The sequence below is a fragment of the Pseudomonas sp. Larv2_ips genome (genome assembly GCF_963879675.1).
Classification (GTDB): domain Bacteria; phylum Pseudomonadota; class Gammaproteobacteria; order Pseudomonadales; family Pseudomonadaceae; genus Aquipseudomonas.
This window is the reverse complement of record NZ_CAWOAW010000014.1, coordinates 743,393-767,555: the sequence shown is the minus strand read 5'-3', so window position 1 is coordinate 767,555 and position 24,163 is coordinate 743,393. Positions and strand designations below refer to the sequence as shown.

General features: G+C 51.6%; 24 protein-coding genes. 3 read left to right on the top strand and 21 right to left on the bottom strand.

The genetic code is table 11. The annotated features are described in order from the left end of the window. Window positions 1–11: 11 nt before the first annotated feature. Together kdpA and kdpF are read right to left on the bottom strand one after the other, a co-directional pair. Window positions 12–1,706, bottom strand: coding sequence for a potassium-transporting ATPase subunit KdpA (kdpA, locus tag AACV02_RS10020; protein ID WP_106576852.1), 1,695 nt, complete (start codon window positions 1,704–1,706; stop codon window positions 12–14). 9 nt (window positions 1,707–1,715) lie between these two features. Then, entirely contained in the window at window positions 1,716–1,805 is a 90-nt protein-coding gene (gene kdpF, locus AACV02_RS10015) for a K(+)-transporting ATPase subunit F (RefSeq protein ID WP_003218754.1), read from the bottom strand. A 393-nt stretch (window positions 1,806–2,198) separates the two neighbouring features. Here kdpF and eat point away from each other — a divergent pair, with 393 nt between their 5' ends. Together eat and AACV02_RS10005 are read left to right on the top strand one after the other, a co-directional pair. Next, a complete protein-coding gene (gene eat / locus AACV02_RS10010) occupies window positions 2,199–3,563 on the top strand; it encodes an ethanolamine permease (RefSeq protein ID WP_106576853.1) in 1,365 nt (454 codons plus the stop codon). 110 nt (window positions 3,564–3,673) lie between these two features. Continuing rightward, window positions 3,674–3,841 carry a DUF2897 family protein gene (locus AACV02_RS10005; RefSeq protein WP_083359476.1) on the top strand — a complete coding sequence of 56 codons (168 nt, stop codon included), beginning with the start codon at window positions 3,674–3,676 and terminating at the stop codon, window positions 3,839–3,841. Between the two features lie 8 nt (window positions 3,842–3,849). Here the strand turns inward: AACV02_RS10005 and AACV02_RS10000 are convergent, their stop codons facing one another. Continuing rightward, complete coding sequence (locus AACV02_RS10000; protein WP_119739307.1) at window positions 3,850–4,698, bottom strand: urea carboxylase-associated family protein; 849 nt, start codon at window positions 4,696–4,698, stop codon at window positions 3,850–3,852. Between the two features lie 14 nt (window positions 4,699–4,712). Continuing rightward, a complete protein-coding gene (locus tag AACV02_RS09995; RefSeq protein ID WP_119740784.1) occupies window positions 4,713–5,357 on the bottom strand; it encodes a GntR family transcriptional regulator in 645 nt (214 codons plus the stop codon). A gap of 133 nt (window positions 5,358–5,490) precedes the next feature. Here AACV02_RS09995 and AACV02_RS09990 point away from each other — a divergent pair, with 133 nt between their 5' ends. Further along, the gene (locus AACV02_RS09990; RefSeq protein ID WP_119739305.1) at window positions 5,491–6,069 is read left to right on the top strand and encodes a TetR/AcrR family transcriptional regulator; all 579 of its coding nucleotides are present in this window, start codon (window positions 5,491–5,493) and stop codon (window positions 6,067–6,069) included. A gap of 27 nt (window positions 6,070–6,096) precedes the next feature. On the opposite strand, the gene AACV02_RS09985 is transcribed toward AACV02_RS09990, so the two are convergent. The 17 genes from AACV02_RS09985 to rpsA form a co-directional block, all read right to left on the bottom strand. Further along, a complete protein-coding gene (locus AACV02_RS09985) occupies window positions 6,097–6,429 on the bottom strand; it encodes a ComEA family DNA-binding protein (RefSeq protein WP_106576856.1) in 333 nt (110 codons plus the stop codon). A 157-nt stretch (window positions 6,430–6,586) separates the two neighbouring features. Next, on the bottom strand, window positions 6,587–8,584 hold the full coding sequence (locus AACV02_RS09980) for a polysaccharide biosynthesis protein (protein ID WP_164487916.1): 1,998 nt from the start codon (window positions 8,582–8,584) through the stop codon (window positions 6,587–6,589). 120 nt (window positions 8,585–8,704) lie between these two features. Continuing rightward, on the bottom strand, window positions 8,705–9,265 hold the full coding sequence (locus tag AACV02_RS09975; protein WP_119739303.1) for a sugar transferase: 561 nt from the start codon (window positions 9,263–9,265) through the stop codon (window positions 8,705–8,707). Between the two features lie 20 nt (window positions 9,266–9,285). Continuing rightward, entirely contained in the window at window positions 9,286–10,410 is a 1,125-nt protein-coding gene (locus AACV02_RS09970; RefSeq protein ID WP_119739301.1) for an acyltransferase family protein, read from the bottom strand. After that, complete coding sequence (locus tag AACV02_RS09965) at window positions 10,391–11,401, bottom strand: UDP-glucose 4-epimerase family protein (RefSeq protein ID WP_119739299.1); 1,011 nt, start codon at window positions 11,399–11,401, stop codon at window positions 10,391–10,393. Before AACV02_RS09965 ends, AACV02_RS09970 begins: the two co-directional genes overlap by 20 nt. 2 nt (window positions 11,402–11,403) lie before the next feature. Continuing rightward, a complete protein-coding gene (locus AACV02_RS09960) occupies window positions 11,404–12,510 on the bottom strand; it encodes a DUF1972 domain-containing protein (protein ID WP_119739297.1) in 1,107 nt (368 codons plus the stop codon). Further along, entirely contained in the window at window positions 12,500–13,594 is a 1,095-nt protein-coding gene (locus AACV02_RS09955; protein ID WP_119739295.1) for a glycosyltransferase family 4 protein, read from the bottom strand. The genes AACV02_RS09960 and AACV02_RS09955 overlap by 11 nt, the downstream gene beginning before the upstream one ends. A 10-nt stretch (window positions 13,595–13,604) precedes the next feature. Further along, complete coding sequence (locus AACV02_RS09950) at window positions 13,605–14,294, bottom strand: acyltransferase (protein WP_119739293.1); 690 nt, start codon at window positions 14,292–14,294, stop codon at window positions 13,605–13,607. After that, window positions 14,275–15,168, bottom strand: coding sequence for a hypothetical protein (locus tag AACV02_RS09945; protein ID WP_157986827.1), 894 nt, complete (start codon window positions 15,166–15,168; stop codon window positions 14,275–14,277). Before AACV02_RS09945 ends, AACV02_RS09950 begins: the two co-directional genes overlap by 20 nt. Beyond that, window positions 15,143–16,180 carry a hypothetical protein gene (locus tag AACV02_RS09940; protein ID WP_157986826.1) on the bottom strand — a complete coding sequence of 346 codons (1,038 nt, stop codon included), beginning with the start codon at window positions 16,178–16,180 and terminating at the stop codon, window positions 15,143–15,145. Before AACV02_RS09940 ends, AACV02_RS09945 begins: the two co-directional genes overlap by 26 nt. A 194-nt stretch (window positions 16,181–16,374) precedes the next feature. Next, entirely contained in the window at window positions 16,375–17,823 is a 1,449-nt protein-coding gene (locus AACV02_RS09935; protein ID WP_119739287.1) for a hypothetical protein, read from the bottom strand. A 13-nt stretch (window positions 17,824–17,836) separates the two neighbouring features. Beyond that, complete coding sequence (locus AACV02_RS09930) at window positions 17,837–19,096, bottom strand: O-antigen translocase (protein WP_119739285.1); 1,260 nt, start codon at window positions 19,094–19,096, stop codon at window positions 17,837–17,839. A 2-nt stretch (window positions 19,097–19,098) separates the two neighbouring features. Continuing rightward, the gene (locus AACV02_RS09925; protein ID WP_119739283.1) at window positions 19,099–20,229 is read right to left on the bottom strand and encodes a DegT/DnrJ/EryC1/StrS family aminotransferase; all 1,131 of its coding nucleotides are present in this window, start codon (window positions 20,227–20,229) and stop codon (window positions 19,099–19,101) included. A gap of 1,016 nt (window positions 20,230–21,245) precedes the next feature. Further along, on the bottom strand, window positions 21,246–21,491 hold the full coding sequence (locus AACV02_RS09920; protein WP_119739281.1) for a lipopolysaccharide assembly protein LapA domain-containing protein: 246 nt from the start codon (window positions 21,489–21,491) through the stop codon (window positions 21,246–21,248). 24 nt (window positions 21,492–21,515) lie between these two features. Then, a complete protein-coding gene (ihfB, locus tag AACV02_RS09915; protein WP_003218804.1) occupies window positions 21,516–21,812 on the bottom strand; it encodes an integration host factor subunit beta in 297 nt (98 codons plus the stop codon). A 132-nt stretch (window positions 21,813–21,944) separates the two neighbouring features. Next, a complete protein-coding gene (locus tag AACV02_RS09910) occupies window positions 21,945–22,229 on the bottom strand; it encodes a hypothetical protein (RefSeq protein ID WP_106576869.1) in 285 nt (94 codons plus the stop codon). A 163-nt stretch (window positions 22,230–22,392) separates the two neighbouring features. Then, window positions 22,393–24,087: a 30S ribosomal protein S1 gene (gene rpsA / locus AACV02_RS09905; RefSeq protein ID WP_119739279.1), complete on the bottom strand. Its 1,695-nt coding sequence runs from the start codon at window positions 24,085–24,087 to the stop codon at window positions 22,393–22,395. Window positions 24,088–24,163: the final 76 nt, after the last annotated feature.

Genomic DNA, 24,163 nt, shown 5'->3' with positions numbered 1-24,163 from the left:
TTTCATATCCCTCAGAAGCCCATGCTCAGATGTTCAGCGATTGGGCCCAGTGCCAGTGTCGGCAGGAAAGTCAGGCCGCCCACCAGCAAAATGGTCACGGTCAACAGGGTCACGAACAGCGGGCCATGCGTAGGGAAGCTGTTCTGGCCAATCGGAGCGGTCTTTTTCATCGCCAGGCTGCCGGCCAGGGCCAGTACCGGGAGGATGTATCCGAAACGCCCCAGCAACATCGACAGGCTCAACATCAGGTTGTGGAAGGCGGTGTTGGCACTGAAACCGCCGAACGCCGAACCGTTGTTGGCACTGGCCGAGGTGTAGGCATACAGCAGCTGACTGAAACCGTGCGGGCCGGGGTTGCTGATGGCACCCGCCGGGCCTGGCAGGCTGGCAGCGATGGCGCCCAGCACCAGCGTGCCGATTGGCATCACCAGCAAGGTCACGACCAGCAATTGCACTTCCTTGGCCTGCAGCTTCTTGCCGAGGTATTCCGGCGTGCGGCCGATCATCAAGCCGGCGAGGAACACCGCGATCAACACGTTGAGCAACATGCCGTACATACCGGCGCCGACGCCGCCGAAGATCACTTCGCCGACCATCATGTTGACCAGTGCCACCATGCCGGTCAGCGGGTTGAGGCTGTCTTGCATGCCGTTGACCGAACCGTTGGACGCCGCCGTGGTGGCCACCGACCACAACACTGTGCCGGTGGTGCCGAAGCGCGCCTCTTTGCCTTCCAGCGGTGCGGTTTGTTCAACCGCTGGGTTGTTCAAAGTCGGGTTGGGCTGGTATTCGGCCCACATCGACGTCGCGCCGCCGATCAGGAACAGCGCCAGCATGCAGCCCAGAATCGCGCGGCTCTGACGCAGGTCCTTCACGTAGTGACCGAAGGTGAACACCAACGCCACCGGGATCAGGATGATTGCCGACAGCTCGAACAGGTTGGCCCACGCCGTCGGGTCTTCAAACGGATGCGCCGAGTTGACACCGAAGAACCCGCCGCCGTTGGTGCCCAACTGCTTGATTGCAATCTGGCTGGCCGCCGGGCCGAGTGGGATCACTTGGTCCACGCCCTGCATCGTCACGGCGTTCACGTAGTGCGCGAAGGTTTGCGGCACGCCCTGCCACACCAGGAACAACGCGAACACCAGGCACAATGGCAACAGGCCGTAGAGGGTAGCGCGGGTCATGTCGACCCAGAAGTTACCCAGGGTCTTGGTGGATTTGCGCCCGATCCCACGGCACAGCGCGACCAGGACAGCCAGGCCGGTGGCGGCGCTGACGAAGTTCTGCACGGTGAGGCCGATCATCTGGCTGAGGTAGCTCAGGGAGGCTTCACCGCTGTAGTTCTGCCAGTTGGTGTTGGTCATGAAACTGACCGCGGTGTTGAAGGCCAGCGTCCATTCCTGACCCGGCAATTTCTGCGGGTTCAGTGGCAGGTATTCCTGGAACAACAGCACAGCGAACAGCAACACGAAACCGGCCAGATTGAACGCCAACAGCGCCAGCGTGTACTTCTGCCAGCTCTGTTCCTGATGCTCGTCCACGCCGGACAGGCGATAACACGCGCGCTCAACCGGGCCGAGCACCGGCGTGAGCCAGGTGCGCTGGCCTTCCATCACCTTGTAATAGAACCTTCCCAGGAACGGTGCCGGCACCAGCACCACGGCAAAGAAGGCGATGATCAGCCAATAGTCATAACTGTGCATAGCCTGCTCCTAGTTCCGATCCGCGCGTAACAGCGCAACCAGCAGATAAATGAACAGCGCCACGGCCAATAGCAGTGACACCCCGTCCAGAACGCTCATGGAAGTCTCTCCGTTTTGCGGCGATTGCCGCGTGTGAGGCAATTGTCCGCAGGAGTGGCGTAAAGGAACGAGAGCGACGCTGGGGGCCGGGCGTAAAGACGGCGTAAAGAGTGGGTTTATGCGGGGTTTACAGAGGTCGGTGGAGGCTGTTGGGGCCTCATCGCGGGCAAGCCCGGCGCCCACAGGGGATTGCGGTTACCTGTGGGAGCCGGGCTTGCCCGCGATGACGGCAGCTCAAACGCCCCTGCACTCAACTGGTGCAATGACAGAAGATTTCAAACGCCAAACCGTCTCCTCGACGACAGTTCGGCGTCTTTACGACAATGAATGGCGCACTGGCATGGCCGCTGCAACACCTTGAATCATTCCAAACGGTTCAGGGAGAGCAACACGATGAATACACAACTCAAACCCACCTTGGGCACCCTGCATCTGTGGGGCATTGCCGTCGGCTTGGTGATTTCCGGCGAGTACTTCGGCTGGAGCTACGGCTGGGGCGTCGCCGGTACGTTGGGCTTTCTGGTGACCTCGCTGATGGTCGCCGCCATGTACACCTGCTTTATATTCAGCTTCACCGAACTCACTACGGCGATTCCTCACGCAGGTGGCCCATTTGCTTACAGCCGTCGCGCATTCGGTGAGAAAGGCGGCTTGATCGCCGGCCTGGCGACGTTGATCGAATTTGTCTTCGCCCCGCCTGCGATTGCCTTGGCCATCGGCGCCTATCTGAATGTGCAGTTTCCGGCACTCGACCCCAAACACGCGGCCGTCGGTGCCTATATCGTCTTCATGGGCCTGAATATTCTTGGGGTGAAACTCGCGGCCACCTTCGAGTTGGTGGTATGCGTGCTCGCCGTCGCCGAACTGTTGGTGTTCATGGGCGTGGTAGCGCCGGCGTTCAGCTTCAGCAACTTCGCCCTCAATGGCTGGGCCGGGTCCGACACCTTCGGCGCGCCGGCGATAGCCGGGATGTTTGCGGCCATTCCTTTCGCCATCTGGTTCTTCCTTGCCATCGAAGGTGCAGCGATGGCTGCCGAGGAAGCGAAGGACCCCAAGCGCACCATCCCCAAAGCCTACATCAGCGGCATCCTGACGCTGGTGGTGCTGGCCATGGGTGTGATGTTCTTTGCCGGCGGCGTGGGCGACTGGCGCACGCTGTCGAATATCAATGACCCGTTGCCGCAAGCGATGAAAACCGTGGTGGGCGACAGCTCCGGCTGGCTGCACATGTTGGTGTGGATCGGCCTGTTCGGCCTGGTGGCGAGTTTTCACGGCATCATCCTGGGCTACTCGCGCCAGTTCTTCGCCCTCGCGCGCGCCGGCTACCTGCCCTCCTTCCTCGCCAAACTGTCGCGTTTTCAGACACCGCACCGGGCAATTATCGCCGGCGGTGTGGTCGGCATCGCCGCCATCTACAGCGACGGCCTGATCAACCTGGGCGGCATGACGCTGACCGCCGCGATGATCACCATGGCGGTGTTCGGTGCCATCGTGATGTACATCATGAGCATGCTAAGCCTGTTCAAACTGCGCAAGACCGAGCCACTGCTGGAGCGCACCTTCCGTGCGCCGGGCTATCCGATCGTGCCCGGCATAGCCCTGGTGTTGGCGGTGGTCTGCCTGGTGGCCATGGCCTGGTTCAACGCGCTGATCGGGCTGATCTTCCTGGGCTTTATGCTGGTGGGATTCATCTACTTCCAACTGACCGCGCAGGACCGCGCCGACGCACCGGCCGATGCGATGTTGACGGGGCTCTGAGGCTACTGGAGCATAACGGGCCTACAATGAACTACTAAGAAAGCCCGTTACTCAAAGCAGCTATTACCGTGGGAAATTTCCCCACGGTTTGCTGCCTCAAGGAGAGCCCTATGCCGTGGTATGCCTGGTTGATTTTAGTGGTCGCGATCGGTTCGATCGTCGGTGGTTTATTGATGCTGCGTGATAGCGCCAACAAGGTGGAACTCACCGACGAACAACGCAAACGCGTGGCCGAGCGTAACGCCCAGGCAGACTCAAAGGACGCCCAGGACCGCTGAAGCTGCCGCTACTCCCACGCCGCCTTGGCAATATGCAATCCGTGCTGCCCCTTGTAGGCAGCACGCTCAGGCTGGCTCCAGCCATTGAGCAACTCCTCCTCCAGGCGATAAATCTCCACACCCAACGGGCGACACACCGTTAACGGATCCTGCGCGTCCGGCCCCCACATCGGCAGCGACAAATCCCCGCCAGGGCACGTCGATAAAGCGCAGAGCAAATCAATCTCGGCAAAAAACTCCAGGTAGTCGCCCTTCTGCGCCGGGCAGGCTTTCATGAAGTACATGTCGTCGTGATTGAGGCCGGTGCATTGGAAAATGTTCAGCACGTCATGCACGTCGAACTCCGTCAGGCCGTGGGGCAGCACCGCGCGCGTCAGGTTTGAGTGGCAATGGTGATGAAAGTCTTCGCCGGTGAGCATGCGATTCACATACGGATCGCAGCGCGTGCCGAGCAAATCGTGCAGGCGTCCGCCATGCTCGTCGATGCCATAACTCGCCAGGCTGTCATCGGTGATGGTCACCAGCGGCCGCAGAAACGGCAGGTTCGACCACAGTCGATCATGAGTGCTGACATGTGCGCCTTGTAACTGGCGGGTGCGCGCAGCCCAAAGACGTTCGCGAGGATCGTTGGCATTCCACACATTGAAGTCACCCACTTGTGGCCCAACCGGTGTGGTAACACGGAACACATGCCCAGCCGGCACCTTCCACGCCCTGCCCGTGCGGATCGGCACTTCGAACTGCTCGATCAATGTGCGCTGGTCCGCACGCTCACGAATGCGTTCATAAAACGCGGTATCAACCTGCAGCGCAGAACCTTTACTGACCTGGTAAGCGGCCGGGTAGTCTTTATACATGGGGCAATCCTCCATCAAGGGTGATCAAACAAGGCCAGGGAAAGGCGTTCGGAATCGTCCAGGTACAGGCCCATCGCCTCCTGTGCAGCCGCTTTGTTGCCGCCCGCCAGCAACGCGTAGATCTCCTGGTCACGCTCCAGCCAGGGCGACTGGAAACGCTGCTCATCGGGTGCCGCACAAAACACCAGGCGCAATTGAGCAATCACCTGGGCGAAAAATTCATCAAACAGCGGGCTGCGCATCAATCCGACAATCCGTTGGTGGAACGCCAGGCTGTGAGTTGCCACCGCACGCCAGTCTTCACGCTCCCTGGCCAGGGAGGTGGCTTCGATTGCGTTTTGCATGTGCTCGGACTGAGCATCCGTCAGCCCACCGCTCTGGGCGATAGCCTGCAATTCGAGGGTTCGGCGTACAACGAACAGGTCACGCACTTCATCTCGTTCCAGTCGCCGCACCATCACGCCTTTGTTGCGCACATAACGGGTAAGCCCTTCCTGCCCCAAACGGTGCAAGGCCTCGCGAATGGTATTGCGCGATGCGTTATAAATTTTGACCAGATCTACCTCGACCAGCGCCATGCCGGGCAACAGCCGCCCGCCAATGATGTCGGCACGCAGTTCGCGTGCAATCTGATCCGCCAGAGACAAGCTGAGCGTCATCACCACCTCACGATTGTTGAACAATCCCTGAACCAGATGTAATCACTTTTCATGCCAGTACCGCTGAACGATGTGTAGATGGGTAAAAAAGCTTAACTTCGTTAACATGCCCGCTCGTCCACGAGGCCGCCCCATGCGTTATTCAGCAGACCATAAAGCCCAGACTCATCAACGCATCATCAAGGAAGCCTCAGTGCGCTTTCGCCGCGACGGCATCAGCGCGACCGGCCTGCAACCCCTGATGAAAGCACTCAATCTGACGCACGGTGGCTTTTACGCGCATTTCAAATCCAAGGATGATCTGGTGGAAAAGGCCCTGCAGGCTGCGGCTGCAGAACTGGACGCGCATTGCGAAACACTGTTCAGCCAGGAACGGCCGCTGGATGCATTCATAGACAACTACCTGTCTGAATGGCACCAGACCTCTCCCGCTGAAGGCTGCCCGCTACCGACCATGTCTTCGGAATTGGGCCTGAGGGGACAGCAGAGCCCGACCACAGATGCTGTGCTTGAAGCGCGATTAAGGCAGGTTGAATCAACATTGGATCACGCGAATGCCAACGAACGAAGCCTGGTACTGATGTCGACATTGGTAGGGGCATTGGTGCTGGCCAGGAGCGTAGAGAGCCAAGCGTTGGCGACGCGGATCATGAAAGTTGTGCGCGAGAATTTGAAAGCTCAAATCTCAGACAAAGAAAAGGCCGGTCAATGACCGGCCTCTTGAGCAAGGTTTACAGCCTTAATTAATGGCCAACCTGTCGCGGTTCTTCTCCAACAATGCCTTACCGATACCTTTGACTTCCAGCAACTCGTCTACCGCAGTGAAAGGCCCATTGCTGTCGCGATAGGCGACAATCGCCTTGGCCTTGGCGGCGCCAATGCCGAACAGATCGCGGCGCAGGACTTCGGCGTCCGCCGTGTTCAGATTGACCTTGGTCGTTTCTTCGACTTTCGCCATCTGGGCGACGATAGGCGTTGGGGCTTCGGGTTTGGCGGATGGGGCTGCGGTGGTGGCGACGGAGACACTCGCGAGGAAGGCAAAGATCAGGGAAGAGATATAGGTGTTTTGCATAGGTGACGCTCCATGACATCGGTAGAAGAAAAGCAGCTTTCCGAAGCTGCCTTTCTAACTTAGGTGATGTTTGGAGGGAGTCAAAAGTGAGTCGGTTACAGCGTGTGTTTTTCTATTCGGGCAGAGTGACTCACCCGTAAAGTTGTAACTTTTAAACTCATGGCTCAAGCCGACGCTGCTGATATATCCAGTCAACAATTTCCCCATCCGGCGTATAACCGCTGACGGTGTCGCGCAACAACTGGCGAACCCGGCCGAAATCGTCTTGATCGACTGCGGCCAGCAACTCAGAAAGCTTGACCTTCAACACTTCCCACGGCAAGTAGTCCTCGTTAGCGCTCATGATCATCGGATGTTGCGTTGCAACAACATTGTCTCCGATAAGCAACTCTTCGTATAACTTCTCGCCCGGCCGCAAACCGGAAAACTCAATGGCAATATCGCCGTGAGGATTTTTGTCGGACCGCACACTCAGCCCTGACAGATGGATCATTTTTTCAGCCAGTTCGACGATCTTGACCGGCTCACCCATATCCAGCACGAACACGTCTCCGCCCAGCCCCATGGAACCCGCTTGGATGACCAACTGAGCCGCTTCAGGAATGGTCATGAAGTAGCGGGTGATCTTCGGGTGCGTGACCGTCAGCGGTCCGCCAGACTTTATCTGCTTGTGAAACAGCGGGATCACCGAACCGGAGGAGCCTAATACATTGCCAAATCGAACCATCGTAAAACGGGTTTTATTCACCCGCGACACGTTGGACTTGTCCCCAAACAGCACGGGGGCAGGCTCGCGGCTCAACGCCTGCAGCGTCAACTCGGCAAGTCGCTTGGTGCTGCCCATCACGTTTGTTGGGCGCACTGCCTTGTCGGTGGAAATCAATACAAAATTCGATGCGCCCGCTTGAACCGCCGCCTGCGCCGCGTTCAGCGTGCCGATAACATTGTTCAGCACACCCTCTGCGATGTTGTGCTCAACAATGGGTACATGCTTATAGGCGGCAGCGTGGTAAACGGTATCCACCCGCCAGGCCTTCATGACATCCAGCAGTTTTGACGGGTCCCTTACTGAACCCAGGATGGGTAGCAGTTTTACCGGTAGCGATTTACGAGTAATACGCTGTTCCAACTCTGAAAGAATACTGTAGAGATTGAACTCGCTGTGCTCAAACAAGAGCAAGGTTTTAGGCTTAAGCTCCAGAATTTGCCGACAGAGCTCTGAACCGATCGAGCCACCCGCACCCGTGACAAGGACACTCTGCCCCTTGATGCAATGCTCAAGCAAATCGCCTTGCGCAGGCACCGAATCACGACCCAGCAAGTCCGCAATATCGACCTCTTGAATATCGTCAACCTTGACCCTTCCACTGGCCAGGTCCATAAACCCCGGGACGCTACGAACGTGGAGCGGAAAACCTTCGAGAAAACCGAGAATCTCCCGGCGCCGACCGCGATTGGAGGACGGGATTGCCAAGAGAATTTCTTGTGCGCCCGTGGCGTCGATCATCCTCTGGATATGCTTGGGCTTATAGACTTGGAGGCCCGAGATGACACGGTCCGAAATAGACGCGTCATCGTCAATGAACGCAACCGGGCGCATCACTCGCCCCATACGAAGCGCTGCCACCAGTTGATTCCCCGCTGCGCCGGCACCATAGATTGCGACGCGTGAAAGACCGTCGTCCCGGCTGGTAAACGGGACATGTTGGGCAGCGGCAAACCAATCGCCTAAAAAGTACTGACGCATGGTCAAACGCAAGCCACCGACCATGATCAAGCTCAACCACCAATAGTTGAAAATGATCGACCGGGGCACCACGTTCTGATGATTGCTATACCAATAAACAACAACACCCAGGATTAAAGAAGAAAGACTGACGGCCTTGATGATCGCGACCAACGCATCATTGCCAAAATAACGCATGACGGCGCGGTACATACCGAAGCGAATGAACAGAGGTATCGCAACCACCGGCGCTGCCAGAAACAACCATAAGTGCATTTTGACCGGGTTGACCATCTCGTCGATTCCGAGACGGACTAAAAACGCCATCCACAGCGCCAAGAATACGAGTATGACGTCTGCCAATACCTGAATCAGTCGTTTTTGATGACGAGGCAATTTTAATAGCCACGTACGCAACCGGTTTATCATGACTCACCTATCGCCTATGCGTCAGATCAAAAATTTTTTGTTGATCGCGTTAAAACGCAGAACAAAAAACATACTTTGCATAATCAACCTGAATCGGCCAATCAAACACTTGGTACGGTATTAATGTGAAACACCATCACGTTTAATGACCTTCAAAGCTGTTAAAAACAAGATTTTAAGGTCGAAAAGAACGCTCATGTTTTTCGCGTAAAAAGCATCATAGCCAACCTTAACCGGTATGGGCAACTCATCACGGCCGTTGACCTGCGCCCACCCCGTGAGACCTGGACGGATGAGGTGTACGCCTTGCTCGGTACGCAGCTCAATCAGATCGGCCTGATTAAAAAGCGCGGGCCTTGGTCCTACAAAACTCATATCTCCTGCGATGATACTCCACAGCTGGGGCAACTCATCGAGGCTGGACTTTCTAAGAAAGTTGCCAATCGGCGTCAAGTATTTAGACGGATCGAGCAGCAAATGCGTGGCGACAGCAGGCGTACCAATTCGCATTGAGCGAAACTTTGGCATCCTGAACAATACGTTGTTCACCCCTACGCGGTCAGACCAATACAGTGCAGGCCCCTTTGACGTCAATTTGACTGCCAGCGTAACAAGCAAGATCGGGATCAAGAGTATGAGCAAGGCAAAGAGGCTCAGTACCAGATCAAAAAAACGCTTCATGTTTTCACCAACCTTTCAATTCACAACCGTTTAGACGAATACTTAGCAAACTTTCCCGAATATTTGGCGATCGACAGGGACAACCAGGACGCCAGCGCTTTTTTGCGCAGAATACAAGGGTGTTCTATCAAATGCCACGACAGGACAGCCGGAACCAGTGCAACGGGAAGCGCCGCGAGAATCATTTCAACGGGCGATATTCCTTTCCACGTGTGAGCAAGGATCTCCTGAGTAGGAAAAGCATATATGTACAAACCGTAAGAGTAATCCCCGAGCTTATTGTACTGGCGTGCGAACCACTGGGTGTTGAAGGCAACGAAAAAGACGGAATAACTCCATGCGATCACGAACACTTCTACGAACAAGGGAGACCTGTAGGAACACAGCGCGGCCAACCAGCCAAGGGTTAACATCCAGACGCTCAGCCGAACCTTGGTTCGGTAGGCATAAAATACCATCCCGATGACAAATGCGAAGCTCCACTGCACCCACGTGCGAAGCTGGAAACCTGCAATCAGGTACTCATTTTTTTGCAACAGGCTAAATACTGTATAAAACACAAAATACAGTACAAAAAATATCGAAACCCGACGAGTATGAGTCAAACAACCGACAACACCGAGCGCAAACACCATTGCGTACAGCAGCACCTCGTAATACAACGTCCATAGTGAACCATTGATTCCGGGATAGGGATTATCCTGAAACAAGCCTGGCAACTGAAAGTGAATATCTTTCAGTTTCAAATTCCCTGTAATGTATTTATGTACTTCTTTAGAAGAAAAATAATCATGCAAACTAAAGTCAGTGAACAACGGACCAATTACCCAGGCGCTTAACACCAGTACAACCAACAGCGCAGGATACAACCTCAAAAATCTGGCAACGATAAAATCGACTTTGGTCTTGGACCGCTCATAACTCAGCGATATGAAAAATCCGGATATGCAAAAAAAAGTAAATACGCCTAAACCACCGAGTGTTATTCCAAGCTGAGCCATCAACGGCTCAACTTCGGTAGCGCCACGGGATAGCGGAAACGAGTGTGACACCAACACAAAAAATGCCGCAACCATCCGGATAAAATTAAAATTATTATCCCTGGACTTAAGCATCTCAGCCAAATTACCCATGCGATGGCCCATTCTGCTTTTTTTGATAATGCCGAGCCGTGATTGCAAAAGCCTCGTCAATAGTGACTGGAGGTGTCCAGTTTAAGCATTCCCGCGTGTCTGTGATATCGACTTGAAGCGAACCGCACAACCGCTGCAAAAAATCTTTCTTGCCGATTATCGCTGCTGCAACATTCAATAACGCGTAAGGAAAAGCAAACACATAGGATGGCTTGTTCATCGCCATGGCGAGCTTTTTCAGAATCTGTCCAATAGACAGATCGTCACCATCGCTTACCAGGAACACGCGGTTCGAAGCGGCAGGATGTTTGATGCACACGCAAATCAGATCGACCAAATTATCAATGAAGACAAGGCTTCTTCGGTTATCAATCGTGCGAAAAGGAAGTGGCAGCTTCCTGTCAACGACAGAGAGCATTCGTTCAAAGTTGGCTTTCACGCCTGGCCCATACACCAGGACGGGCCGAATGATGACGACGTCCATTGAGATATGACGCGCCAGCTCCAAGAGCGCTTGCTCTGCCTCCAGCTTGGACACTCCATAATCGTCGAGCGGCGCAGGGACATCCTTTGGCGTAAACGCACGGCCAGCGCTGGTTTCTTCACCATTGACTTTAACCGAGCTTATATAAATGAATCTCTGAACGCCGGCGTCAGCGGCTTGCCGAGCCAGGTTGAGCGTAGCGTTCACATTAACTTCCCGAAACGCCTGCAATGGATTGCTATGGGTTTCGTTCATGATGTGCGCTCGACCGGCAGAGTGAATGACCACGTCCACACCCGACAGTGGCGCTGTCCAGTCGATGCCCCCTGTCAACGAATCAATAATGAAATCCTGCACACCAGGGAGCGGCGCAGGGACCGTCTTGCGGGTTACATTCACCACTTGATACTGAGCCTTAACCAACGCATCCAGCACTGAGCGCCCTACAAATCCCGTTCCGCCCGTAAGAAGCACAGTGGACGCACCTGGAGCGGAACTAACGCTAATTTCATCCAGCATTGTTAAGTCCTCTCAGATGAAAGAAGCGTTTTGAATAATTTGTCGTATTGAGAAGAGACGCCTTCCCAACGATAACGACGCACCGCAATCTCATGCATTTTTCCACCCAGCTCAGCGCGCTCGGTTTCATTGGCAAAAAGACGTGACGCGCAATCGACAAGTGCCTGGCTGGACGAAAAAAACTGTGCACCGTCCTCAGTAGACGCACGATTGAAAGATACGTCGAATGCAATCACAGGCAAACTCAGCCACATGGCCTCAACCAGGGACGGGTTGGTGCCACCCGCACTATGACCGTGAATGTAGACGGTCGCGTTACTGCGCAACGGGCTCAGTTCTTCACTTTTGTAGATAGGATCCAATAAGTGAAGATGCCCGACGCTAGCGTATTTATCCTGCAGGGCCACACCGTATTCGCTTTGTTTCCAGTTCCCCACAATCACCAACGGCAAACTACCCGTACTGAAGGCCTCGAGAATAATATGAATATTATTCTCCGGCTCGATCCTACAGACTGAGAACGCGTAAGGCTTACGAAGGAATGGATAATGCTCAAAGTCCGCCTCTCTCAGTGCACTGGTAGCCGCCTGATCACCGCCGTAGGCAATAAGAGTACTTTCACGTGAGTACTCATCGCGGACATAGTCCTGAAGCACTTTATTATCGGTAACAATAGCATCGGCGTATTTAACCGCCATGGCTTCTGAGAATTTCAGAAATTTCTTCGCCAGCGTTGACCACTTAGCGCGTTTCCACTCGTAGCCGTCAATATTGACTACAATCTTTTTCTTGGTAAGCAGCTTTAAAAAAGGAAGCGCAATACAACCCGACACACCCAGCACCACCAAAATATCATTCTTTCGGTAGGCATGCAGCATACTGACAATATCATAAGGAATACTTTGCACGCCGTTAGCTTTTAACGGAAGGTAAATCAAGTCGGCATTGCGATACTTTGCAGGCCGAGTTGGATATGACCGTGCGCTGCAATAGACCGAGATCCCATATTCTCGGTCAAGGTAAGTGACCAATTGCTCCGATAACGTTTCCCAACCACCATACTGGGCTGGGAGACCGACCGTGCCGATCACTGCTATTTTAAACCCCATTAAACACCTCAATCACATCACTTTCAAAGTTTTCAACTGAGAAACTAAGTGACTTCACTCTTGCAGCCTTAGACAAGCGAAAGCACACCTCAGGATTTTTATGGAGAAACGCCAGTTTGGCGGCGATGTCCTCCACACGGTTTGAATCAATGAGATAACCTTCCTTGTCCTCCGACACCAGTTCGACAGGTCCACCTACCGGAGGAACAATACAAGGTACGCCAAACGAAAGCGCCTCGAGAATCGTCAAGCCAAACGTCTCCACCCACTCTTCCGGCTTCGAAAGGCTCAGTAAAACACTTGCCCTCTGATAATAAGGAATCACATCCTTGCACCGGGAAATAATGGTCAAGTTATCAGGCAACGTGACGGAAGAAAAAAAATCATCCACCTCAGAATCACTGGCACCGAGCACCAAATTAAATTCGATATCCTGTTGACCGCTTAACAGATCAGCAACACGTACGAATTCATTCACACCTTTGTAAGTTTTTAAGGAGCAGATCATCAGCACATTGAATTTATTACCCGACGCGTAAGGATATACGTGACTCGCACCACTAATGACCATATCCTGCGGAATCGAATTATAAATCACACGACTTTCTATGTTCGTAAAAGATTCAGCCTTGGCTAAAAAGTGCGAGACGAAAATATTTTTGCTGGAGCACCTTTCAACCATCCACCGCAGAAAGAGCTTCAGGGGTCTAGGGCGGATTGACGTTTCATGAATATGATAAATAACCGGGATGCCGAGCACTCTCCCTGCTAATGCCGCGCCGAAGGGAAGTAACGTATTGACATAGAAAATCGCAGAGACTTGACGATAGCGTAATAATTTTATAAACAGAATCAGCTGGGAAAGACTATAGCTCAACAGCGTCAAATATTTATTTTCAAATCTCTTATAAAAATAGCGTTTTTGCACGCATGGCGCCGAAGAGAGGAAACCGCCTTCAGCGCCCCCTCCCACATATAATTCGGCCTCAAAGCCTTTCTTTGCCACTGCCTCAATAACCTGCAAAAGAACCTTAGGGCTCCCGCTGTAGTCATTCAACAAATGGAAAAATATAATTTTTTTCACTGCAAATCCTTTAGCTGCGTTCTTTTATGCGCTTTGCCGGAACGCCCGCGTATATGGAGTTGGCAGCGTATCGTCCCGCCTTCAAGACTGCTCCTGCGGCTACAACGCACCCGTCCTCAAGAACAACACCATCCAGAACAGTCACTTTAGCCCCTATCCAACAATTATTGCCGATGTGGATCCCTTCATTGTTAACGCCCTGAAGACGAATCGGTATGGCGGGGTCGGAAAAATTGTGATTCTCCGAATGAAACGAAACATAATTCCCGATGATTGTGTCACTCCCTATAGTAACGCCACCGGCGCAGCCTAAAAAACTACCGCTGCCAATGCCCACATCGTTACCCACCGAGAGCCCTTCGCCTAATTTAGTCAAACTACCCGTGCACTCGATTGTAACATTTTTCTTTAAGGAAACCCCCCGCCCGAAGACAATACCCTTGACCGCCAATGCGTCGATAAAGCATCCCTCATCAATAACCAAGCCTTTACCTGTAGTGATCATTGATCTGGCTTTCAGAGTAACGCCTTTTCCTACAAGAATAACTGACAACCTTCTAAATTTTAAAAACCCGTTTATCGCCATTACCACTTTTGACAAAACGAGATTCAACAGATAGGCATCAGAAATGCGCTTATCAATTGTGATACCACGTTTTCTCACTTTTAAAGAAAGAAATTCAACTAATTCTATCAGCATTATTTTTTCCTTTAAACGACGTGTAATAGGAACGGAAAAATCCTGTGTTTTTATAGGAGAGGCTTTTTCTTAACGAGGAGACGAGCAGATACGCCTCCATAAAGCCATGAAAGAGGTATCCCTTATGCTCGAAGATGACGCGTAAGCCCAAGATCATTTCCTGAAAGCGAAAAATGGCTCGTTCGGCGCTGTCCGATGTATGTTCGGAAAGGTCGTGCTGCAAACACGTGTCCAACACATAAAAATGAGGATAAAAGGATTCATACCTTACAAAGAATGCGGTATCCGTCGCATAAAACTTAAAACGTTCATCAAACAGCGGTGACATTTTCTCATAACAAAACTTATTGAAAATCACACCACTATTGATAGCTAGTTTATTACGCGATGAATTTATGCCACTGTCAACGTCGTCGGATAATCGGCCGAAGAACCAGAAGCGAAGTCCCGGACTTACCAATTTTTCTCTTGAGTAAACTTTGGGCACCATGACGCCAAACAAATCAGCTGCCGAAGTGGCTTCGAATTCAAGCGCGCGGGAAATCGCCTCTACGTAATTCTGGCTTGAGTAATCCGTATCGTCATCCGAGATCATGAAATGCGTCGCTCCCCCTGCAAACGCCATGTCTGCAACGCGATTATAAATGTAAGCTAAACCGTCATTATTACCTTCAAGCCACGTCAAATTCTCAGCCGATAACGCCGGAGAGCATTCAGGCGTGTTATTCCATACAAAAAATTCAACGTCGATACCTTGCGCACGAAAAGGTGCGACATTACTCAATAACGTCGTGATGGCAGCAGATTCTCTATAATGCCTTTTATAAAGAACGATCAATATCGACATTTTAGCTTGCACGATATTTCGACTCATACATCACCACCACTGCAATCAACGCAAAAAGGTACAGTACTACACTATTCGTATATGACTGAAAGAAAAAGCTGCTCAGGAAAAACGGGTAACTGATTACCATATAATCAGCCACCCCCCTCATAAACACATTACCCCCAATACGCAGCTGTTGGGTAGCGATGACAATCCTGCTGTAGAAACAGATCAGACCGAGCATCAAAGCGACGCCCAGATAACCAGAGGACGCCAGCAGATTCAACCACAGTGAATCAAACCAATATAGTTGACCTGGTCCAATAGCACCGAAACCCAGACCCAGTGGCATTGTATTGAGTGATTCAAGCACCACCAACCACTGCCGAACCCGGTCAAGGGCAGAAAGATCTTCCGTATATCCCAGTGCAAGGTATAGAAAAATAGAGCCCGTCACGCAGATAAAATAACTATATCCGAGAAAGCCGATAAAAAAGCTTCGACGTAATAACTGTAACAGTGCCAGGAAAAACACAGCTGAAACCATACCAATAGCTGCCGTCCTTACCGAACCATAAATAATCAGCGCAGTGGAAAAAAGGGCCACCAACAGATACAGGAAAAAGCGTCGGTCATAGGTCTTCTCCCTAAAGGCTTGCACAAGCAGACAGCACGCAAAGAGCGTGGTATTCAAATTAAAGGCCGCAAACTCAAGGGTGCCCGTAAAGAAACCCGACATTCTCGGATTTCCGTCTCTCATGGAATTATAAGTCTCCAATTCAAAACCTTTCTCGGACAATAGCGGCCAATACCAGAATTGTTCCGGATCGCTGATTGTCAGGTATTGATAAATGGCATAACCGCCTGAGACAAACGTCATTACGACGAGTGTTGAAAATATAATGCGCAACTTCGTTTCTAGCGCCAGACCCAGGCACACCGCATTGATCATGAGGGCAAAGAGGATCGGCATAGCAAACGATCGGAACATCCGAAATGATGCTTCGGAAAGCTCGCCGCAGATACAATAAAATATTATAAAAAACAGAATAATCATCAGCTGTTCTTTATACCGCGCGGGAATTGTATAACGTGTTCCGATTTGGAAAAATGTGATTAATCCGGTCAGAAGCACATACGCCAGTACAAGCCCTTCGCGCCAGGCTCCAACGGCACTGGGAGCGTGGAGCGTTAAAATGACATAGTCCGAGAGTATGAGCATTATTAGAAGTAAGCGTAACGCTAATGCCCTCATGCTTTACCCGACCGGCTTTTTTTAGGGAGAAGCTCGCTGACTTTCAAACGCGCAAGTTTAAGGGCCACTTTGATTTTCTGCGTGGCGCTGAGCTCGAGAAACAGAACACGCATAAATTTTTTATCAAATTCGATTAATCTGGAAACGACCTCCGGCGGAATTGCCGAGGTTATTTTTCCCGGCTGCTCGTAGACGCTAATATCCCCCGTCCACGCCACGTGCTTCTCCATCTCATTGGCGCACATGATATCTTCGTAGAGACAAGCCAGATACCGTGACTTAACTGCCTCATACCCATTAACGGCCAGCACTGACGCAATGACAGCTCTATCATTACCCCCCTGAAAAACACTGTCGATAAACCCCTCTACACTCTCACTCTTCAAATTATCGGCGGGTGAATAACCTTGTATAGGCGCGCGTAACCCGACACAACGGCGCCCATTGAAAAGTTGCTCCGCGAAGGCAGTCCCACCCGGCGTTGGATAACTGTCGACGTAAAAATCTGCACGTTCCAAGAGCGCCAGGTAGCTTTCGTATGGCAGCGAGGAAACCACTTTAAACCTGTTCCAGTATCGCAACTTTATTGGCCACCACCACGTATTGGTAAGCGGGTTGGCACCGACGATCCAGAAGGTGGAATGTTTAAACTCAGTCAGCACCTTGCGTATGGCAGGCCTAAGATCATAGCCTTTGACCGGTTTGAACTTGAAGGGCGACGCCGCACTGAAAAAATTTAACGTGCTATTTTTATTGGGTAGGCTGTGATGCTTTGGTACCAACTTACTTGTCAACGGAATCCCTAAAAAAGACTTACTGCCAGAGATCGTTTTTTTCAGGTCTCGACGACGGCCAAACGTGCTTAGTTCAAAGTAGACATCTGCCACCGAGCTGCCGTAAGTAAACACATGATCAGCATGATTTACAAAATAAATCTTCGCCGTGCTGACAGTCTTTAGAATCTTGCATGCGATGACAGAAACCATATCATCTGGGTGAATATGCATCACCACTCTTTTATACGGTTTGAGGCACTGAATAATCTCAGCAATTTTCTCGATGGGTGTGGAAGCACTGGTCAGGGTGCTTTCGGAAAAAAAACCTTGAGTTCGTTCGATCGCACTCTGGGCACTTTTACGCGTTATCAGCAGAGCAGGCTTTTCCGCATGCATTATCGAAAGTTGCTCCATAAGCCGCGTGTGCCCGCCAATCAGATAGGGCTCCGAGATCAGATGAATACAATCCTTCAACGGCGAGTGAATTTCGTCCACTGACAGCCTACTCATGCATCGAGCAGTTAATATTTCTTCCAGTTCGGGGTCGTCATAAATACCTTTATCGGCCGCCCACAGTATCGCCCCATACACTTCCGCCAAATCGACGCTCTTGTCGACGTCTGTTTGCATTAGAATCAAATCGCGGATTGAAGATAGCAAGCGACTCATGGGCAACACATCCTTATCCTGCGTTATTTTTATTCAGCTTTCTATAAATAAGAAAGTACATGACTATCAAGTACATACCGTAATTAGCTGCGTGAGCCCAGGTCACACCCACCGGACCGCCCACCTTGGTCAGCAACACCGTAAGCACGTAAAAACTGAGTGCAAAAAATACCTCTGTAAGAATATACATTTTAACCATTGCCTTACCCAGCATCAGGTAAGCAAGAATCCAGCTGGCAATTTTAAGCGTGTCTCCCAGCATCTGCCATGCGAAAAAATCCCGCATCGGACTGAACGCCTGGGTAAACAGTAAGCCGATAATAAAATCCCTCAAACTGTAGATCACTACCCCGCACACCATCGCCACAGGAAGAATCAGTTTGTAACCTTGAAGAATCTCTCTCTTGATATCCAGCGGGTTGATCAGTTCTGACAACTTGGGTAAAAAATACAAGCCCAGCGTTGTTGTCACTAATAGAAGATAAGCGGTACTCAGACGCCACATGGCTTCCCAATACCCAGCGGTTTCCCAGCCAAACTCCGCGCCTAGATAATTACGCACCAGAATATGGCTAACGGGCACGCACGCAGCAGTCGTGAGCGCCATGGCGGTAAACTTTGTCAGGTTTATCGCAATTTGCCTGTCTAACTTTCCGAGCAGATTGGAAAATCGAAACCATTCGGTTCTGTAACACAGCAGGCATGTCACGAGGAAGGCGATAGACTGATACAGCACCAATGAAATCAACGCACCATATAGACCAAACTGTCTCACCATAATGATAATGACTAGTAAAGAAAGGAGGCTTCCACCGATATTGGCCAGTATGTATCGATTAATTTCCTTTTTACCATTAAGGATCGCAAGCAATAATGTATTAAATGAAAAGAATATGACGGTGGCCGCACACCAGATAAATACGCTGTACAAGGCCTCATCATTAAAACACCACACAGCCAACGGCTTGCTGAATATAACGATAAGCACTGATGTCAATACAGATCCCATACAGGCAATCGTACCCGCCGTGCGCCAAACCCGGCGCTGGGCATCTTCATCGTTTTGATATTCAGCCGTGTATTTCGTGACGCCAGTACTGATGGCCCCTGTCGAGAACGTCGTTACCATTTGCACGGCGTTCTGAAACTGCCCCAGGGCAGCGTAGCCCGACGGGCCCACATAGATGGCCAACATTTTATTGATGCCCAGCAAGGTGAGCATCTTGATAACGACCGCGATACCGTTGAGGAAGCTTGTTTTGAGCAGCGTCATATTCAGGCGTCTACAGAGAAAGCGTTGCAGGCCTCAACGACACTTTGGACTTCTGAATCGGTCATGATCGGGCTCATCGGCAAGCTCAATACTTCGCGATGAATGCGCTCTGTGGTAGGAAGCGATTTATTATAAAACTCGGCGCTTGCATAGGCCTGCTGCTGATGAGGCGGAATCGGATAGTGAATTAATGTTTGAATACCCGACGCGTTGAGATGATGTACCAGTTTTTCCCGCACCTCGGAGCGCACCACGAACAGGTGCCAGACGTGAGAAAAATGCTTCATTACATCGACGTCGCTGCCCAAGGGCAGTTTAATCAAGGGATTTTTAATGCCATTCATATAAAGGCTTGCCACACGCCGACGAGCCTCGGTCTGTGCCTGCAGGTACTTGAGCTTGACGCTCAACATTGCGGCTTGAATCTCATCCAGGCGGCTATTTACGCCTTGCACCAAATTCTTATATTTTTCGTGTGAACCGTAATTTCGCAGAGCCTGAATCATGCTGACTAACTCAGCATCGTTAGACGTGATGGCGCCTGCGTCACCCAACGCCCCCAGGTTTTTACCTGGGTAGAAACTGAAACCGGACGCGTCACCCCAGTTACCAGCACTTCTGCCGTCGATCTGCGCACCATGCGCCTGGGCACAGTCCTCGAGTACCAGTAGATTCTCACGCTCGGCAATCCTATTGATCGCGCGCATATCGGCCAGTTGCCCATAGAGATGGACCGGCAGGATCAATCGAGTTTTCGCCGTCAGCGCACGCTCGACCTTCTCAGGACAAAGATTGTATGTATTTTCGTCAGGCTCGACCAATACCGGTTTCAGGTTGTTTTCCGTCACGGCCAGCAGCGTTGCGATGTAGGTGTTGGCCGGAACGATGACTTCATCGCCGTCCTTGAGCTTGCCCAGCTCTTTCCAGGCACGAATGGTCAGTGTCAAAGCATCAAGGCCGTTGGCAACGCCGACGGTATGGCTGGCACCGGTATAAATGGAAAACTCTTCCTCGAAGCGCTTGAGAAACTCACCTTGAATGTACCAGCCCGAGTCGATGACACGCGTAGCCGCCTCAACGAGCTCTTCACGGAGAGCGTTGTTCAATGACTTTAGATCGAGAAATTGAATCATCAAAAATACCTGACGTAGGTGCTTCATTATTAGGTGCGTGAGGGCACAGAAGGCTTCTGCGCCACCGCAAATTCATGCCCTCTTTGATCCGACTAGGATCGGAAATCCGGGCTGCGACGCCTGATCGCTCCAAGCGTCACGCTTGATTGATCGGCTCCGCGAAACTTTCCATCTTTAACTGTGCGCGTATGTGTTATCGACGCTGGGGCGTTGATGATACAGCGCCTATTCTCTAATTCAACAAAACTGAATGATGAAAAAGCGACTAACGTTGAAAGGGCTGCCCAAAATGATGCTAATCTGCCACGCCCCATTAGTGCGCAACTATTAAATAGCTCGCTAACTTATTAGGTGTATAAGACCTTCAACAGCTTTCGCATAATGAGCCTACAGAAAATACGCACGCCAAACGGCGTCCTTACTGAGTCGTCGCACTAGCGTTTGCTGATTTGTTCGCTGCTCGATTCAAAGCGGAGGGTTAATCGTTCCAGAGCAATAATCCCTACTTGCGTTGTATTGGAGGGTAATCACAAGGAATACGGGCGACCGCGGACGCTGCCATCCGAGACACTAATGACAGAAATTTGCTTTGAGGTAAAACGAGTTGAAGCTGCGCAGAGGGCAGTTTTGCAAGATGGGTATACAGAAATTTTCAATTTTACACGTTGTTAATCTATCTACGAACCTCGCGCTGCAACCAAATAGGCGCATTACGCGCTATCTTTCAGCAGCATTTTCCCGCTTAGCCTGAATCTAAAATCTGACACCTAACACCTAACACGTCAGACATACGTATAGTACATATCCGAGCACTCAGAGTGCGGCACCTGAAGACTCAAACAAGAAACATTGGAACGGCTAACCTCTGGATATCCAACTGCGGCGCTAACAACGCTGGCCAACCCTATTACATCCATACGCCGCCATCAGACACCTTACAGTCGAAGCCCTACACGCTAGAGCTTTAGCTGTTAAACAACGTCCTCACCGCACGTCTTGGGTATCAGGATAGACTGTTAACCACGCGCTGCCGAGATCGACCTGTGGCGCCGGCTACGCGCCAACCCAACGCCTAGCAGTGGACCGATCAACATCCCGATGATTAACGCGACTACTACAAATATCGACACTGGCATCTGTACAGTCGTCCAGCCCAGGAATGAAAGGGCCACGCTCTGCTGGTTTTCCAGCACAAAGCCTAAAATCACTAGCGCAACAATCAACGCTACCAGCACAAAAACAACGCGCTTTGCTCCACGCATAAATTTCTCCTACCCCAAAAAGACTCAGACGCCTTCTTCTTCGTCTTCGTTCACCCGGTCCCGCAATTCCTTTCCTGGCTTGAAGTGAGGCACAAACTTGCCATCAAGGCTTACTGACTGCCCGGTTTTTGGGTTACGGCCGACGCGCGGTGCGCGGTAATGCAAGGAGAAGCTGCCAAAACCACGGATCTCAATCCGATCCCCAGTAGCCAAACATTGGGACATTTGCTCAAGCATAGTCTTGATAGCCAGCTCTACATCCTTGGATGAAAGCAGCCCTTGATGGGTGACAATTCGTTCGATCAACTCCGACTTCGTCATATTTTTCCCTTCTTTTTCAAGCAGCTAGGAAAAGCGCTTCAAAGGTTTTAGCATGACTTGATGAATTTGAACAGCCCACTCGACAACTTATCTGCTGCATAGGCAGACACCCGCAACATGCGCCTTTGAGCCTCAATTACAGATCACCAGCATAGTGCGAGTTACAGCGCCGGCGGGATTCCAGCCGAACAGGTAGTCGCCCTCTTCGTCCTTGGCATCGCTGGATCGGGTGATGACCTTATAGCCTTGCATCTTGCACTCGCGGGCAGCGCGCTTCTCGCACTTGCTCCAATTGCCACCAAGGCCCGAACAGTCGACCTCGATACCGCTGACACCACGCTTGACATGAGTTTTGGCGCTGGTGGTAGAGCAGCCGGCAAGCATGACTACGGCGAAGATTAAAATAAACTTGTTCATCCAAATCCTTATTGAAACAACATCACTGACAACCGTGCTTTTAATAAAACTATAGCCAGTTCTGACACTATGCAGCGCACCTTGGTTCTCAGTATTGATTCAACGAATTTCAGGCACAAAAAAGGGCGACCGAAGTCGCCCTTTTTCTATGGTCTGACAGAACTTAGTTCTGTTTTTCCATCTGTGCACGCAGCAGGTCGCCCAGAGTGGTAGGACCAGCAGAAGGCTCAGAAGAGGCTGGCTTGTCGCGCAGGCTCTGAATGGCTTCTTTCTCTTCGATCTCGTCTTTCGACTTGATGGAGAGCTGGATTACGCGGCTCTTGCGGTCAACGCTGATGATCTTGGCTTCTACTTCCTGGCCTTCTTTCAGAACGTTACGTGCGTCTTCAACGCGGTCACGGCTGATTTCGGAGGCTTTCAGAGTCGCTTCGATATCGTCGGCCAGAGTGATGATGGCGCCTTTAGCGTCAACTTCTTTCACAGCGCCTTTAACGATTGCGCCTTTGTCGTTCTCTTGAACGTACTCGGAGAACGGATCGCTTTCCAGTTGCTTGATACCCAGGGAGATGCGCTCGCGCTCTGGGTCAACCGACAGGATAACGGTGTCCAGCTCGTCGCCCTTCTTGAAACGACGAACAGCTTCTTCGCCAACTTCGTTCCAGGAGATGTCGGACAGGTGAACCAGGCCGTCGATGCCGCCGTCCAGACCAATGAAGATACCGAAATCGGTGATCGACTTGATGGTGCCGGAGATTTTATCGCCCTTGTTGAACTGGCCAGAGAAATCTTCCCATGGGTTAGATTTGCACTGCTTGATGCCCAGGGAGATACGACGACGCTCTTCGTCGATGTCCAGAACCATAACTTCCACTTCGTCGCCGACTTGTACGACTTTCGAAGGGTGGATGTTTTTGTTGGTCCAGTCCATTTCGGAAACGTGTACCAGGCCTTCCACGCCTTCTTCCAGCTCTGCGAAGCAGCCGTAGTCGGTCAGGTTGGTAACACGCGCGGTTACGCGGGTGCTTTCTGGGTAACGAGCTTTGATAGCAACCCATGGATCTTCGCCCAGCTGCTTCAAGCCCAGGGAAACGCGGTTACGCTCACGATCGTACTTCAGAACCTTGACATCGATCTCGTCGCCAACGTTGACGATTTCGGAAGGATGCTTGATACGCTTCCAAGCCATGTCGGTAATGTGCAGCAGGCCATCGACGCCACCCAGATCGACGAATGCGCCGTAATCGGTGAGGTTCTTGACGATACCTTTGACTTGTTGGCCTTCCTGCAGGGATTCCAGCAGAGCTTCACGCTCGGCGGAGTTCTCTGCTTCCAGGACGCTGCGACGGGAAACGACAACGTTGTTGCGCTTCTGGTCGAGTTTGATGACCTTGAATTCGAGTTCTTTGCCTTCCAGGTGCGTGGTGTCGCGCACTGGACGAACGTCGACCAAAGAACCTGGCAGGAACGCACGGATGCCGTTAACGTCGACAGTGAAGCCGCCTTTAACCTTACCGTTGATAACGCCCTTGACCACTTCTTCAGCTGCGAAGGCTGCTTCGAGAACAATCCAGCATTCAGCGCGCTTGGCTTTTTCACGGGACAGCTTGGTTTCACCGAAACCGTCTTCAACCGAGTCCAGAGCAACGTGAACTTCGTCACCGACATTGATAGTCAGGTCACCAGCATCGTTGTAGAACTGTTCCAGCGGGATCAGAGCTTCAGACTTCAGACCAGCGTGAACGGTTACCCAGCGAGCTTGGTAATCGATATCAACGATAACACCGGTGATGATGGAGCCTGCCTGAAGGTTCAGGGTTTTTAGGCTTTCTTCAAAGAGTTCCGCAAAGCTTTCGCTCATTTTAATTCCTGTTGATAAGGGCGAAGAATACGCCCATCTCCACACCCCAGACGGTGTGGGTCAGTTTCAATTAAAA

Coding starts and splice junctions, on each gene's coding strand:
- kdpA (WP_106576852.1), bottom strand. CDS start 1,706: ATGCACAGTTATGACTATTGGCTGATCATCGCCTTCTTTGCCGTGGTG.
- kdpF (WP_003218754.1), bottom strand. CDS start 1,805: ATGAGCGTTCTGGACGGGGTGTCACTGCTATTGGCCGTGGCGCTGTTC.
- eat (WP_106576853.1), top strand. CDS start 2,199: ATGAATACACAACTCAAACCCACCTTGGGCACCCTGCATCTGTGGGGC.
- AACV02_RS10005 (WP_083359476.1), top strand. CDS start 3,674: ATGCCGTGGTATGCCTGGTTGATTTTAGTGGTCGCGATCGGTTCGATC.
- AACV02_RS10000 (WP_119739307.1), bottom strand. CDS start 4,698: ATGTATAAAGACTACCCGGCCGCTTACCAGGTCAGTAAAGGTTCTGCG.
- AACV02_RS09995 (WP_119740784.1), bottom strand. CDS start 5,357: ATGACGCTCAGCTTGTCTCTGGCGGATCAGATTGCACGCGAACTGCGT.
- AACV02_RS09990 (WP_119739305.1), top strand. CDS start 5,491: ATGCGTTATTCAGCAGACCATAAAGCCCAGACTCATCAACGCATCATC.
- AACV02_RS09985 (WP_106576856.1), bottom strand. CDS start 6,429: ATGCAAAACACCTATATCTCTTCCCTGATCTTTGCCTTCCTCGCGAGT.
- AACV02_RS09980 (WP_164487916.1), bottom strand. CDS start 8,584: ATGATAAACCGGTTGCGTACGTGGCTATTAAAATTGCCTCGTCATCAA.
- AACV02_RS09975 (WP_119739303.1), bottom strand. CDS start 9,265: ATGAAGCGTTTTTTTGATCTGGTACTGAGCCTCTTTGCCTTGCTCATA.
- AACV02_RS09970 (WP_119739301.1), bottom strand. CDS start 10,410: ATGGGCCATCGCATGGGTAATTTGGCTGAGATGCTTAAGTCCAGGGAT.
- AACV02_RS09965 (WP_119739299.1), bottom strand. CDS start 11,401: ATGCTGGATGAAATTAGCGTTAGTTCCGCTCCAGGTGCGTCCACTGTG.
- AACV02_RS09960 (WP_119739297.1), bottom strand. CDS start 12,510: ATGGGGTTTAAAATAGCAGTGATCGGCACGGTCGGTCTCCCAGCCCAG.
- AACV02_RS09950 (WP_119739293.1), bottom strand. CDS start 14,294: ATGCTGATAGAATTAGTTGAATTTCTTTCTTTAAAAGTGAGAAAACGT.
- AACV02_RS09945 (WP_157986827.1), bottom strand. CDS start 15,168: ATGAGTCGAAATATCGTGCAAGCTAAAATGTCGATATTGATCGTTCTT.
- AACV02_RS09940 (WP_157986826.1), bottom strand. CDS start 16,180: ATGATTATTCTGTTTTTTATAATATTTTATTGTATCTGCGGCGAGCTT.
- AACV02_RS09935 (WP_119739287.1), bottom strand. CDS start 17,823: ATGAGTCGCTTGCTATCTTCAATCCGCGATTTGATTCTAATGCAAACA.
- AACV02_RS09930 (WP_119739285.1), bottom strand. CDS start 19,096: ATGACGCTGCTCAAAACAAGCTTCCTCAACGGTATCGCGGTCGTTATC.
- AACV02_RS09925 (WP_119739283.1), bottom strand. CDS start 20,229: ATGATTCAATTTCTCGATCTAAAGTCATTGAACAACGCTCTCCGTGAA.
- AACV02_RS09920 (WP_119739281.1), bottom strand. CDS start 21,491: ATGCGTGGAGCAAAGCGCGTTGTTTTTGTGCTGGTAGCGTTGATTGTT.
- ihfB (WP_003218804.1), bottom strand. CDS start 21,812: ATGACGAAGTCGGAGTTGATCGAACGAATTGTCACCCATCAAGGGCTG.
- AACV02_RS09910 (WP_106576869.1), bottom strand. CDS start 22,229: ATGAACAAGTTTATTTTAATCTTCGCCGTAGTCATGCTTGCCGGCTGC.
- rpsA (WP_119739279.1), bottom strand. CDS start 24,087: ATGAGCGAAAGCTTTGCGGAACTCTTTGAAGAAAGCCTAAAAACCCTG.